This is a genomic window from Streptacidiphilus monticola, from assembly GCF_042658505.1.
Classification (GTDB): Bacteria; Actinomycetota; Actinomycetes; order Streptomycetales; family Streptomycetaceae; genus Streptacidiphilus; species Streptacidiphilus monticola.
This window is the reverse complement of the sequence record NZ_JBHSQJ010000003.1, coordinates 32,124-45,244: the sequence shown is the minus strand read 5'-3', so window position 1 is coordinate 45,244 and position 13,121 is coordinate 32,124. Positions and strand designations below refer to the sequence as shown.

General features: G+C 73.2%; 9 protein-coding genes. 4 read left to right on the top strand and 5 right to left on the bottom strand.

From position 1 onward, the window contains the following. The 3 genes from ACFP3V_RS00855 to ACFP3V_RS00845 all read left to right on the top strand — a co-directional run. On the top strand, nucleotides 1-978 hold a 978-nt coding region (locus ACFP3V_RS00855; protein WP_380578540.1), incomplete at its 5' end, for a TolB family protein. 75 nt (nucleotides 979-1,053) lie between these two features. Beyond that, on the top strand, nucleotides 1,054-2,256 hold the full coding sequence (locus ACFP3V_RS00850; RefSeq protein ID WP_380578538.1) for an NAD(P)/FAD-dependent oxidoreductase: 1,203 nt from the start codon (nucleotides 1,054-1,056) through the stop codon (nucleotides 2,254-2,256). 69 nt (nucleotides 2,257-2,325) lie between these two features. Next, a complete protein-coding gene (locus ACFP3V_RS00845) occupies nucleotides 2,326-3,231 on the top strand; it encodes an RNA polymerase sigma-70 factor (protein WP_380578536.1) in 906 nt (301 codons plus the stop codon). Here the strand turns inward: ACFP3V_RS00845 and ACFP3V_RS00840 are convergent. From ACFP3V_RS00840 to ACFP3V_RS00830, 3 genes are read right to left on the bottom strand one after another with little or no spacing between them, the layout of a single operon-like run. Then, nucleotides 3,221-6,373 (bottom strand): efflux RND transporter permease subunit, encoded by a 3,153-nt coding sequence (locus ACFP3V_RS00840; protein ID WP_380578535.1) that lies wholly within the window; start codon nucleotides 6,371-6,373, stop codon nucleotides 3,221-3,223. The two genes, ACFP3V_RS00845 and ACFP3V_RS00840, sit on opposite strands and share 11 nt — an antisense overlap. 3 nt (nucleotides 6,374-6,376) lie before the next feature. Next, complete coding sequence (locus ACFP3V_RS00835; RefSeq protein ID WP_380578533.1) at nucleotides 6,377-6,811, bottom strand: efflux RND transporter periplasmic adaptor subunit; 435 nt, start codon at nucleotides 6,809-6,811, stop codon at nucleotides 6,377-6,379. Then, nucleotides 6,808-9,876 carry an efflux RND transporter permease subunit gene (locus tag ACFP3V_RS00830; protein WP_380578531.1) on the bottom strand — a complete coding sequence of 1,023 codons (3,069 nt, stop codon included), beginning with the start codon at nucleotides 9,874-9,876 and terminating at the stop codon, nucleotides 6,808-6,810. The genes ACFP3V_RS00835 and ACFP3V_RS00830 overlap by 4 nt, the downstream gene beginning before the upstream one ends. Nucleotides 9,877-10,047: 171 nt before the next feature. Here ACFP3V_RS00830 and ACFP3V_RS00825 point away from each other — a divergent pair, with 171 nt between their 5' ends. Next, a complete protein-coding gene (locus tag ACFP3V_RS00825) occupies nucleotides 10,048-11,199 on the top strand; it encodes a dihydrofolate reductase family protein (protein WP_380578529.1) in 1,152 nt (383 codons plus the stop codon). Between the two features lie 227 nt (nucleotides 11,200-11,426). Here the strand turns inward: ACFP3V_RS00825 and ACFP3V_RS00820 are convergent, their stop codons facing one another. Both ACFP3V_RS00820 and ACFP3V_RS00815 read right to left on the bottom strand, forming a co-directional pair. Continuing rightward, nucleotides 11,427-12,392, bottom strand: a complete 966-nt coding sequence (locus ACFP3V_RS00820) for an ABC transporter ATP-binding protein (RefSeq protein WP_380578527.1) — start codon at nucleotides 12,390-12,392, stop codon at nucleotides 11,427-11,429. Next, nucleotides 12,389-13,121 (bottom strand): FtsX-like permease family protein (locus ACFP3V_RS00815; RefSeq protein ID WP_380578525.1); only part of this gene is annotated, 733 nt, incomplete at its 5' end. The genes ACFP3V_RS00815 and ACFP3V_RS00820, both read right to left, overlap by 4 nt.

Genomic DNA, 13,121 nt, shown 5'->3' with positions numbered 1-13,121 from the left:
ACCCTCACCGCCCTCGGCACCACCCTCGTCCTGCACGCCTCCTCCCGCGCCGACGCGAGGAACCGGCCCCGGGCGGGCGGACCGGTCGTCACCGCAGGGACGGTGACGCTCACTCAGCCCGGCCGGATCCTGGTCCGGAACATGGCGTGGGGCCCGCACCGCGACGAACTCGCCGCGGTCAGCGCGGCCGACCCCGCCGGCCCGCGCACCGCGTCCGGCGTCAAGTGCCTGCGCTTCTACGCCGCGGGCGGGACCGGCATCTGCCTGCAGTCCGTGCCCGACGCACTCCGGGAGTCCTACCGCGCGCTCGTCCTCGACGCCCGCCTGCACACCCTGCGCGCCTTCCCGCTGGCCGGCATCCCTACCCGGTCCCGGGTCTCGCCGGACGGACGCTTCGTCGCCTGGACGGTGTTCGTCGGCGGCGACTCCTACTCCACCACGAACTTCTCCACCCGCACCTCGATCGTCGACACCCGGACCTGGCAACTGACCTCCACCCTGGAGGACTTCGCGATCGTCATGGACGGCAGGCAGTACCGCTCCGTGGACGACAACTTCTGGGGCGTCACCTTCGCCGCCGACGACGACACCTTCTACGCCACCCTCGGCACCCGCCACCGCACCTACCTGGTCAAGGGCAGCATCAGTCGACGCACCGTCAGCACCGTGCTGACGAACGTCGAATGCCCCTCGCTATCCCCCGACGGAACCCGGATCGCCTTCAAGAAGCGCGTCCCCGGCCTTCCCGACGCGGCACCCTGGCGCGAGTACGTCCTCGACCTGCGCACCCTGCGGGAGACGCCGGTCGCCGACTCCCACAGCATCGACGACCAGGCCGTCTGGCTGGACGACCGCACCCTCGCCTACGCCCTCCCCGGCGACTTCGGCACCGACCTGTGGACGGCCCCGGCCGACGGCAGCGGCCGGGCCCGAAAACTGATCGCCGACGCGCTGGCGCCGGCCCCGGTCCGAGGGTGATCCCCGTCACGTCATGTCACAGTCCGCTCGGGCGCGGTGTCTTGAGGTCGAACTCGGGACAACGAAGGAGCGCTCATGAACGGCAACAGCACCGACATCGTCGTCATCGGCGGCGGGTACGCGGGCGTGACGGCGGCGAACCGGCTGACGCAGCGCCAGGACGTCACGGTCACCCTGGTCAACCCCCGCCCCGACTTCGTGCAGCGGATCCGGCTGCACCAGCTGGCGGCGGGGACGCACGAGGCGGTGACGGACTACCGGGAGGTGCTCGCCCCGGCCGTGCGGCTGGTGGTGGACAGCGTGGCCCGGATCGACGCCGCGAAGCGGGAGCTGGAACTTGCCTCCGGCGGGACGCTCGGCTACGACTACCTCGTCTACGCCGTCGGCAGCGCCGCCGCCGAACCGGCCGTCCCCGGGGCAGGGGAGTTCGGGTACCCGCTCGGGAGCCTGGAGGACGCCCGGCGGCTGCGGGCCGCCTTGGACGGCCAGCCCGCGGACGCGGCGGTCACCGTCGTCGGCGGCGGACCCACCGGTATCGAGACCGCGGCCGAACTGGCGGAGCAGGGGCGGCAGGTGACGCTGGTCTGCGGCGGGCAGCTCGGCCCGTACCTGCACCCGCGCGGCCGCCGCTCCGTCGCCCGGCACCTGGCCGGGCTCGGCGTCACCGTGATCGACGGCCCGGGCGCGAAGGTCGCCGCCGTGGCCGCCGACTCCGTCCGGCTCGCCGACGGCCGCAGGTTGCCCAGCCGGGTGACCGTGTGGACCGCCGGGTTCGGCGTGCCCGACCTGGCCGCGCGCAGCGGCCTGCGCACCGACGGCCTGGGCCGCCTGCTCACCGACGAGACGCTGGTCAGCGTGGACGACCCGCGCATCGTCGCCGCGGGCGACTCCGCGGCCCCCTCCGGGCTGCCCTTCCGGATGAGCTGCCAGGCCGCCGGGCCGCTCGGCGGACACGCCGCCGACACCGTGCTGCACCTGGTCGCCGGGGAGCGGCCGACGCCGATCGCCCTGGGCTTCGTGGGCCAGTGCATCAGCCTGGGCCGGAAGGCGGGCATCTTCCAGTACGCCGGCCGGGACGACACCGCGAAGGCGTTCCACCTCGGCGGCCGACCCGCCGCCCGGCTCAAGGAGTTCATCTGCCAGGCCACCGTGAAGGGACTGGCCGCCGAGGCCCGCAAGCCCGGTTCGGCGAAGTGGGAGTGGTCGCGGGACGCCTCGCGCCCGCAGCGGATCGCCGCGATCGGGTCGCAGGCCGAGCCGTCCTCGGCGATCATCTGAACGGCGGTGTCCGCAGGGCGAGGTGACGGAGTGTCGGCCGGCAGCGGCCGGGAGGGGACAGGCAGCGCGATGCACAGGGACGACCACGCCACCACCGACCAGGCGACGGAGGCCTTCGCCGCGCACCGCAACCTGCTCTTCACGGTGGCCTACGAGATGCTCGGCTCCGCCGCCGACGCGGAGGACGTGCTGCAGGAGACCTGGCTGCGCTGGGCGCAGGTGGATCCGGACCAGGTGCGCGACCAGCGCGCCTACCTGATCCGGATCACCACCCGGCAGTCGCTCAACCGGCTGCGCAGCCTCAGCCGCCGCAAGGAGTCCTACGTCGGCCCCTGGCTGCCGGAGCCGCTGCTGACCACGCCGGACGTGGCCGAGGACGTGGAGCTGGCCGAGAGCCTGTCGATGGCGCTGATGCTGGTGCTGGAGACGCTCTCGCCCACCGAGCGCGCGGTGTTCGTGCTGCGGGAGGTGTTCGACCTCGGCTACGACGAGATCGCCGCCGCCGTCGACAAGTCCCCGGCGGCGGTGCGGCAGATCGCGCACCGGGCCCGCGGGCACGTGGACGCCAGGCGGCCGCGCGCCGCGGTGTCGGCGCGCGAGACGCGGGCGGCGCTGGAGTCCTTCCAGCGCGCACTGGCGACCGGGGACCTGCAGGGGCTGCTCGACGTGCTCGCCCCCGAGGTGGTGCTGCTGAGCGACGGCGGCGGGGTCAAGCAGGCGGCGCTGCGGCCGATCCTCGGCGCGGTCAAGGTGGCCCGGTTCATCATCGGCGGGGCCGCCAAGCACCCCGGGCGGATCACGACCCGTCCGGCCCTGGTCAACGGTGCCCCGGCGCTCGCCGTCCATGTGGACGGCGAACTGGACGGGGTGATGGCGGCCCGGGTGGAGGGCGGCCGGATCGCGGGCCTGTACTTCGTCCGCAACCCGCACAAGCTCACCCGGGTCCGCGACGCCGGGACGCCGCTCACGCGGTGACCGGCGCCGGGCCGGAACGGCCCCGCCGGGGACGCTTCCTGGCGAAGCGCAGGTAGAGGCTCGGCACCACGAAGAGGGTCAGCAGGGTCGAGGAGACGAGCCCGCCGAGGATGACCACGGCCAGCGGGTACTCGATCTCCCGGCCCGGCTGGTTCCCGGCCGCGACCAGCGGCACCAGGGCCAGCCCCGTCGCCAGGGAGGTCATCAGGATCGGCGCGAGCCGTTCGCTCGCGCCGCGGACCACCAGGTCCGGCCCGAAGTCCATGTCCTCGTGCTGCTCCAGGTGCTGGCAGTGATTGATCATCAGAATGCCGTTGCGGGCGGCGATGCCGAAGACCGTGAAGAAGCCGACCAGGGCGCCGATGGTGATCTCCGCCCCGCCGATCCAGGTCGCGATGACTCCGCCGACCAGGGCCATCGGCAGCGTGACGAACAGCAGGAAGGCCAGCCGCCAGCTGCCGAAGGACAGTTGCAGCAGGATCAGGATGGCGACGGCCGCGATCGCCGCCGTGGTCAGCAGGCTGGACTGGGCCTGCTGCCGCTCCTTGTACTCGCCCAGCAGCGTCCAGTGCGAGCCGCGCGGCACCGGGACGGAGGCGAGGTCCCTGCGGATGTCGGAGACGACCGCGCCGAGGTCGCGGCCCTGGACGTTGGCGCCGACGTCGATGTAGCGGGAGTTGTCCTCACGGGTGATCAGGTAGGGGTCGGAGGTCAGGCTGACCGTGGCCACGTCCCCCAGCCGCACGTGCTTGCCGGAGGGGGTGTCCAGCTGCATGTCGCTGATGGCGCCCGCGTCGGCCCGCGCCGAGGGGATGCTCCACACGTAGACGCCGTAGACCTGGTTGCCGGTGAAGACGTTGCCCATCTCCTGGCCGGCGACCACGGTCGCGGCCTGGCGGCGCACGTCGCCCGGCTTGAGGCCCACCGCGGCCGCCTTGGCCAGGTCGACCTGGACCTGGATCTGCGGGGTGTTCACCGACAGGTCCATGTGCGGGTCGACCACGCCGCTGACCGAGGAGACCTTGCGCAGCACCTGCTGCGCGGTGCTGCGCATCGAGGTCAGGTCCTGGCCGTAGACGCGGACGGTGATCGCCTGCTTCGAGCCGGACAGCACCTCCTCGATGCGCTCGTTCAGATAGGTCGTCACATCCCGGTACAGGCCCGGCCAGTTGTCGATGACGTGGCGGACCCGGTCCACGGTGGTGTCGTAGTCGACGCTGGGCGAGATGTGGATCCACACCTCGGCCGCGTTGATGCCGACGATCTCCTCGCCCTGCCTGGCACGGCCGATGTGGGCGCCGTAGTCCTCCACCCCCGGAATGGCCTTGAGCTCGTTCGACAGGGCGGTGGTGGTGCGCACCACCTCGGCGTCCGAGGTGCCCGGGATGGCGTCCCAGTGGATCAGCAGGTCCCGCTGCTTGAGCGTGGGGAACAGCGACTGCCCCAACTGCGGTGCCACCAGCGCCCCGCAGAGCACGACCACGGCGAAGGCCGCGTAGGCGGCCTTCGGGCGGGCGACGATCCGGTGCAGCAGCCACTCGTACCAGCGGCGCAGCCGCCGCACCAGCGGGGACTGGAAGCGCTTGAGCGGTGCCCGGTTGAGCAGGATCAGCGTCAGCGCCGGCGTGACCGTCAGCGCCACCGCCATGGAGGCGAGGATCGCCAGCACGTACGCCAGCGCGAGCGGGCGGAAGAAGGCCGCGGTCAGGCCGTGCAGCAGGAAGACCGGGACCGCCGCCGCCACGATGATCAGCGTGGCGTAGACGATGGGGGAGCGGACCTCCAGCGAGGCCCGCAGGATGATCTGCGCGGTCGTCTCACTGCCCGGCGTGCGCCGGGCGATGCGCAGCCGCCGCAGGATGTTCTCCACGTCGATGATGGCGTCGTCCACCACGGCGCCGAGCGCGATGATCAGGCCGGCCAGCACCATCGTGTTCACCGTGGCGCCGACGGCGCGCAGCACCAGCAGCGCGGCGGTCAGCGAGAGCGGGATGGTGACCAGGCTGATCAGCGCGACCCGCCACTCGAACAGGAACAGGATCAGGATCACCACGACCAGCAGGAAGCCCAGCAGCAGCGAGGACAGCAGGTTGTGCACCGAGTCGTCGATGAAGGTGGCCGGGCGGAAGATGTGGGTGTCGAACCGGACGCCCTGCAGGCCGGGTTGCAGCTCGGTCAGGGCCTGGTCGACGCCGTGGGTGACCTTGAGCGTGTTGCCCCAGGGCAGCTTCTCGACCACCAGCAGGATGCCCGGTCTGCCGTTGATCACGGCGTCGCCGATCAGCGGCTGGTAGTTGCTGACCACCGTCCCGATGTCGCCGAGCGTGACGTGCTGCCCGTTCGCCGCCGCGTCCTCCAGCGGCATCTGCGCCAGCACCTGCGGCGACTGCACCGACAGGGTGTGCGCGACCTGGAAGCGCTGCGACGGGGTGTCGACGAAGCCGCCCGCGCCGACGACGGCGCCGGTGGAGAACTGCAGCGCGCCCGAGTCCAGGGCGTCCGCGGTGGTCCGCTCGACGTCGTCGAGGGTGGCCTGACGGGCCTTCAGCTTGGCCGGGTCCACCTGGACCTGGAAGGTCTGCGGGCGCTCGTTCCAGATGGACACGTCGGCGACGCCGTCCACCCGCAGCAGCCGCGCCTTGACCTTCCAGTAGGCGAGCTGGGACAGCTCCATGGGCGAGAGGTTCGAGCCGGGAGCGGCGGTCATGCCGATCTGCAGCACGCGGGCCGTGGCGGAGACCGGGGCCAGCATCACCGGCGGGCTGGCCCAGCGCGGCAGCGTGGGCCGCACCGTGGACAACCGCTCCTGCACCAGCTGGCGGGCGTGCAGCAGGTCCGTGCCCGGCTTGAACACCAGGACGATGGACGAGAGTTGGGGCACCGAGGTGGAACGCAGCTGGTCCAGTCCGGGCATGCCGTTCATGGCCAGCTCCAGCGGGACGGTGACCAGCTTCTCCACGTCCGAGGTGGACAGGCCCAGGCTCTCCGTCTGCACCTCCACCTGGGGCGGGGCGAACTCCGGGAAGACGTCGACGGCGGTGTCGCGCACCTGCACCACGCCGACGATCATCATGGCGGCGGCCGCCGCGACCACCAGGAACCGGAAGTTGAGGCTCCATCGGACGATGGCGCGCATGAGCATGGCCTACTCCTCCCCGACGCCGTACTCGGTGCCGAGCAGTTCGTCGGCGGAGCTGGTGACCACGGGCGTGCCGACCGCCGGTCCGCTGCCGAGCAGCACCGTGTCGCCGCTGAAGCCGGTGACGGTGACGGAGCGGCGCAGGTAACTGCGGGCGCCCGCCGGGACGTAGACCCAGGAGGCACCGTCCGGGTCGTAGACCAGCGCGGTGAGCGGCACCGAAGGGCTGCCGCCGGTGCGGCCGACCGGCACGGTGCGCACGTCCAGCAGCCGGGCGGCGACCGGGGTGAGCACGACCTTCTGCACCGCGCTGCCTTTGACGGGTTCCAGGGCGGCCGGGTTGGCCTCCTCGGCGCCCGCGTGGTGCTTGGGGCCGCACCCGGCCAGCGCCAGCGCGGCGGCCGCCAGCAGCAGCGCGGACGGCAGCCGGCGGCTGCTCACCGGACCACCTCCTGCGCCTCGGTCCGCGGCTCGGCCGCACGGCGGCGCCGGACGAGCGCCGGCAGCAGACCGAGGGTGACCACGGCGGTGGTGACCGCGCCGCCGGCCGTCACCAGTGCCTCCGGGTAGAGCAGTTCGGTGCCGGCGACGGAGCCGCGGACCGCGAAGGGCAGCACCGCGAGCAGCACGCCGACGGTGGTGGCGAGCACCGGGAAGGCGGCGTCGCGGGCGGCCGACACGGCGTCGTCGCCGTTGTCCGTGCGCAGCACCAGCATGCCGCCGCGCACGGCCAGCGCGAAGACCGGCAGGAAGCCGATCAGCGTCCCGGCGCCGAGGTGGCGCCCGGCGATCAGCGCGGTGACCGCCCCGCCGGACAGCGACAGCGGCAGGCTGAGCAGCAGCACTCCGGCCAGCGTCCAACTGCGGCGGCCGGCCCGGCGCAGCGCCGCCTGCAGCAGCAGTCCGATGCCGACCAGGCAGGCGAGCGAGGCCAGGACCAGCTTCAGCGCGTCGGACTGCTCGGTCTCCAGGCCGCTGAGCACCCGGACGTGGGAGCCCAGCGGCAGCGCGACGCCGGAGACGGCGCCGCGGACCCGGTCCAGGGCGGTGTCCAGGTCGGTGCCGGAGACGGAGGCGGTGACGTCCACGTAGCGGGAGACGTCGTCGTGGTCGATCTCCACGGGGGCGGGGGTGACCGAGACGGTGGCGATGTCCTTCAGCGCCACGTGGCCGCCGGAGGGCGTGTCCAGCATGAGGTTGCGGATCTCGTCGAGGTTCGACCGCGCCGTGGGCACGCTCCACACCGCGACGTCGAAGATCTGCTGCTGCTGGTAGTAACTGCCCACCGGGATACCGGCGATGAGGACGGCGGTGGTCCGCCGCACGTCGCCCGGCTTGAGGCCCACCGCGGCGGCCTTGGTCACGTCCGTGTCGATGGTGATGGTGGGCGCCTGCACAGGCAGCGCGAAGGACGCCCCGTGGACACCCGGGACCCGGTCCATCGTCGTCCTCAGCTGCTGCGCGCCGGCCTGCAGCTGCCCCCAGTCGGTGCCGTAGAGGCGGACCGTCACCGCGCGGCTGTCGCTCTGCTTCTGACGCAGCGACAGCTGCGCGTAGGTCATCAGCTGGTGCTGCAGGCCGGGGAAGCCGGACAGGACCCGGGTGATGCCGCGTCTGGCCGCGCCGTAGTCGGCCCCGGAGCCGATGGTGATCCAGGTCTGCCCGGAGTTCACGTCCACGATCTGATCGCCCATCAGCGCCTGGCCGATGGTGGAGTTGACGTCGTGCACCCCGGGCACGGTCCGCAGCTGCGCGGCCGCGCGTTCGGCGGTGGCCCGCATCGCGGTCAGCGAGGTGCCCGGGGCGGCGGTCCACTGCACGACCAGGTTGCGGTCCTGGGTGTCCGGCAGCAGGCCGCCCGGCCCGAACTGGGGGACGATCGCCAGCGCGGCCAGGGCCAGCACGGCGCAGCAGGCCACCACCCCGGCGGTGCTGCGGACCAGCACGCCGCCGGCCGCGGTCACCGCGCGCTCCGCCACCCGCGCCAGCGGCGGCGGCTGGTGGGCGGGCTGCTCGCCGCGCAACAGCAGCCAGCACAGCGCCGGGGTCACCGTCAGCGCCGTGCAGCTGCCGGCCACCACCGCGAGCAGGTAGGAGAACACGGCGGCGCGGGTGAGCGTCCCGTTGTCGCCGCCGACCAGCAGCAGCGGCACGGCGGCCAGCAGCACCACGGCCAGCGCCCAGCCCAGCGGCCGGCGCACGGCCAGCAGCGCGTCCGGCAGGTCGGCCCGGTTGCGCACCGCCGCCAGGGCGCTGACGGCGTCGTCCACGACCACGGCCAGGCCGGCCAGCAGTCCGGCCGCCGACAGGGCGGTGAAGCTGCTGCCGCGCAGTTCCTGGATCCAGGCCGCGGCCACCATGGGCACGGCCAGCGCGAACAGGGCGATCACGGCGACCCGCCAGGAGCGCCAGGCGACGCCGAACCAGAGCACCAGCAGCACGACCGCGGCGAGCGCGGCCCAGCCCAGGTCGGTCAGCGCGTCGTCCAGGTAGCTGGCCGGACGGAACGCCTCGGTGTCCACGGTGACCCCGCTGAGGCCGGGGGCCAGTTCGGCCATCGCGGCCCGCACGCCCCGGTCCACCGCGGCGGTGTCCGCGCCCGGGGACTTCTCGACGACCAGCAGGAATCCGGCTCCTGACGCACCGTTGACCACCGCGTCGCCGCGCAGTGCCGGATGGTCGGTGACCACCGTGGTGACGTCGCCCAGCCGCAGCTTGCTGCCCGCCGGGGTCTCCTCGATGGGCACCTTCTCCAGGTCGGCCGGGGTGCGGATGGGCAGGATGTGCTGGATCGACAGCCGCTGGTTGGGCGTGTCGATGAAGCCGTCGGAGCCGGGGGAGGAGGCCTCCACGAAGGTCAGCGGCGAGGTCCACATGGCGTCGCCCGCGGTGTTGATCACCTGGGTCAGGCTGACCCCCTTGGCCTGGAGGCGGGCCGGGTCCACCAGCACCTGCAGCTGCTGGTCCCGCTGCCCCCAGATGGTGACGTTGGCGACGCCCGGCACGGCGAGCAGCCGTGGCCGGATCCGCCAACGGGCCAGCGTGGACAGGTCGATGGCGCTCAGTTTGGTCGAGCTGAGCGCCACCATGTCGGCCCGGCTCTCCGCGGACAGCGGCTGGATCATCACCGGTGGCGTGCCGACGTTGACCACGGCGGGGCCCTGCGCCACGCGCTCGGTGACCAGCTGGCGGGCTTTGTAGACGTCGGTTCCGGGCTTGAAGGTCAGCTGGATCGCCGATAGGCCGGGGATCGACTGCGAGGTCAGATGGTCGAGGTAGGCGAGCCCGTTGAACTCGTCCTCCATCGGCACCGTGATCAACTGCTCGACCTCGGCCGCCGAGAGGCCCAGGGCCTCGGTCTGCACCTGCACCTGGGGCGGCAGGAACTCCGGCAGCGTGTCCACCGCGGCATGCCGCAGCTGGCCCACCCCCACCGCCAGCAACAGCACCGCGGCCGCGACGATCGCCGCGGCCAGACGCAAGCTCGAACTGATCACCCAGCGCATCCGGTCCCCCCTTGCCTCGCCCGATGCGTAGTGTCGGACTTCACCATGCGGCCCTTCCCGGGTTAGGGCGAGCACCTTGACCCACAACGTTATGTGAGCGTTACGGCACAGGGAGTGAAGCGACACGTGGGGCGCGGCATAAGAGGGACAGGTGTGCGGTTGACTCGACTCATGACCGAACAGCCCGCCCCGTCCCCCGCGCTGCTGCCCCACGTCCTGCTCAGCGCCGCCATGTCCCTCGACGGGCACATCGACGACGCGACGGCCGAGCGTCTCGTCCTCTCCACCCCCGAGGACCTGGACCGGGTCGACCAGCTGCGCGCCGAGAGCGACGCGATCCTCGTCGGCGCGGGGACGCTGCGCGCGGACAACCCCCGACTGCTCGTCAACTCGCCGGAGCGGCGCGCGGAGCGGACGGCCCGCGGCCTGCCGGAGTACCCGCTGAAGGTCACCCTGTCGGGCTCGGGCGAGCTGGACCCCGACTGGCGCTTCTGGCACACGGGCGGGGCGAGGGTCGTCTACACCCCGGACACCGCCGTCGGCACCGCCCGCCGCCGGCTGGGCGCCCTGGCCGAGGTCGTTCCCACCGGCCCCTCCCTCGACCCGGTCACGCTGCTCGCCGACCTCGCCTCACGGGGCGTCAGCAGGCTGATGGTGGAAGGCGGCAGCACGGTGCACACGCTGTTCCTGACCTCGGGCCTGGTGGACGAGATCCAACTGGCCGTGGCGCCGTTCTTCGTCGGCGAGGCGGAAGCGCCGCGCTTCACCGGCCCCGGCGCCTTCCCCCAGAGCGCCCGCCGCCGGATGACCCTGACGGGCACTCAGACGCTCGGCGACATCGCCGTGCTGCGGTACGCCGTGCAGCCCACCGGCAAGGTCACGGCCGCAGACCTGGAGTGGATGCGCCTGGCCGTGGACCTGTCCCGGCAGTGCCCGCCGTCCGAGACGGCGTTCTCGGTCGGAGCGGTCATCGTCGGCGCCGACGGCAGGGAACTGGCGCGCGGCTACTCGCGCGAGGGCGGCGATCCCACGGTGCACGCGGAGGAGGCGGCGCTGGCCAAGCTCCCCGCGGACGACCCGCGGCTGCGCGGCGCGACGATCTACTCCACGCTCGAGCCGTGCAGCAGGCGGGCTTCCCGCCCGCGCCCGTGCGCCGAGCTGATCCGCGCCGCGGGGATCCCCCGCGTCGTCATGGCCTGGCGCGAACCGGCGCTGTTCGTGGCCGACTGCGTGGGAGCGGAGCTCCTGGAGGCGGCGGGAGCCACGGTTCTGGAGACCCCCCAACTGGCCGAGGAGGCCCGCGCCGTGAACTCCCACCTGTAGTCGCACCACCCCCAGGGGCGCGAGGAATCCTCCACCTTCGGGCGGGAGGTGCCCCAGCGCGACCGGCCACCCACCCACGTGGATGCCGAACGTTGCGGCCGAACCTCCCGGAGTGGTGGGTTGGTCGCGCAGGGGGCACCTCCCGCCGTGGGGGTGCCCCCGGCCGAAGGCTGGGGGAGGGTGGGGGATTCCTCGCGCCCCTGGGGGCTCCGCCCCCTGACGGGGCGTCACTCCGGCCAGACGCCGATGTGGTCCGACTCCAGTTCGAGGCCCACGCGATGTTCCATGCCCAGCGCCTCCAGGAACTGCCGGGGGAGTTGGACCCGGCCTGCCCGGTCGAGCATGGCGTACTCGCGTTCCTCCAGCGCCTCCTGGCCGTCCGCGTCCGTCGCCAGACGCCTCAGTACCTCGGACGCCGCGCGTCCGTCGCGGATCGCGACGGTCCTGCGGACCTCGCCGGCCACCATCGGGTCGTGGGTGACGATGACGACCGTCGTGGCCAGCTCCGTGTTGACGTTCCGGAAGGCCTCGAAGATCTGCGCGCCCGTCTCCGAGTCCAGTTCGCCCGTGGGCTCGTCCGCGAGCAGCACCGAGGGCTCGTTGGCCAGGGCCACCGCGATCGCGACCCGCTGCTGCTGTCCGCCGGACATCTGCTCGGGCCGCCGGTCCCGGCAGTCGCCGACGCCCAGCAGCTCCAGCAGCGCGTCCGCCCGGGCCGCGCGCTCCCTGCGGGGACGGCCGCCCGCCAGCTGCATGGGCAGCAGCACGTTCTGACGCGCGGTCAGGAAGGGCAGCAGGTTGCGTGCCGTCTGCTGCCAGACGAAGCCCACCACCTCCCGCCGGTACCGCAGCCGCGCCTTGGCGTCCATCGCGAGCAGGTCGTTGCCGGCCACCGTGGACCGGCCCGCCGTCGGGACGTCGAGCCCGGCCAGGATCTGCAGCAGCGTGGACTTGCCCGAGCCGGAGGCGCCGACCAGGGCCATCAACTCCCCTTTGGCGACGGTCAGGTCCAGGCCCTGGAGCGCCTGCACCTCGACGCCGTCGGTGGAGAAGATGCGGACCAGCCGGTCGCAGGCGATGACCGCGTCGTGGCCGTAGGCGGGCCGGCCGCGCTCGGCCGCGGCCCGGGCGCGCAGCTCCTCCAGCGTGGGCGGCGGCGAGGACGGGGACGGTGCGGAGGACGGGGTGGTCATGCGGAGTCTCCAACCCTCAACTGGGCGCCGATCTGGCGCCGTCCGATCAGTGCGGCCTCGGCGGCGATCACCGCGGCGGTGAGCACCAGCAGTGCCGCTCCGGGGCCGAGCGCCGTCAGTGCGTCGGTGCGCAGACCGCTGCTGACGCCCACGGCGGTGACCGACCTGGTCCCGGCGAGCGCGGACAGGTCCACGGCGGAGCCGAGCAGGGGGATGCCGGCCAGGCCGAGCAGCGTCCCGGCGACCGCCGCCAGCAGCACCAGTGGCAGCGACTCGGTCAGCACCAGGCCGTACCCCTGACGGGGCGTCAGCCCCATGGTGCGCAGCCGGGCCAGCAGCCGGGAGCGCTCGGGGGCCGCCTGCAGCAGCGACAGGAGGACGGCCAGCAGGCACAGTGCCCCGGTCGCGAGCACCGAGGCCAGGTAGAGACCGGTCGCGCCGGACTGGAGCGGGGAGTCGACCAGCGCGGCGCGCTCCTCCGTGAGCAGCAGCAGGGCCGTGTCGGCGGCGCCGTGGTCCCGGGCCACCACCGCGCGCAGGTCGGCGGCCCGGACCGGGCCGGTGACGAGGAGGGTGCTCGGGCCGTTCGCGACGCCGAAGCGGGCCTTCTCCGCGGCCAGGGCCGGGGCCGCCGGGATGACCAGGAAGTCGTTCACCTCCTCGGCCGGTGTGGCCGGGATCGTGCCGACCACGTGGACGTTCAGCGGCCCGAAGAGCGAGTCCAGGCGC

Excerpts from the sequence above, each read along its gene's own strand:
- ACFP3V_RS00850 (WP_380578538.1), top strand. The coding sequence starts at position 1,054 with ATGAACGGCAACAGCACCGACATCGTCGTCATCGGCGGCGGGTACGCG.
- ACFP3V_RS00845 (WP_380578536.1), top strand. The coding sequence starts at position 2,326 with ATGCACAGGGACGACCACGCCACCACCGACCAGGCGACGGAGGCCTTC.
- ACFP3V_RS00840 (WP_380578535.1), bottom strand. The coding sequence starts at position 6,373 with ATGCTCATGCGCGCCATCGTCCGATGGAGCCTCAACTTCCGGTTCCTG.
- ACFP3V_RS00830 (WP_380578531.1), bottom strand. The coding sequence starts at position 9,876 with ATGCGCTGGGTGATCAGTTCGAGCTTGCGTCTGGCCGCGGCGATCGTC.
- ACFP3V_RS00825 (WP_380578529.1), top strand. The coding sequence starts at position 10,048 with ATGACCGAACAGCCCGCCCCGTCCCCCGCGCTGCTGCCCCACGTCCTG.
- ACFP3V_RS00820 (WP_380578527.1), bottom strand. The coding sequence starts at position 12,392 with ATGACCACCCCGTCCTCCGCACCGTCCCCGTCCTCGCCGCCGCCCACG.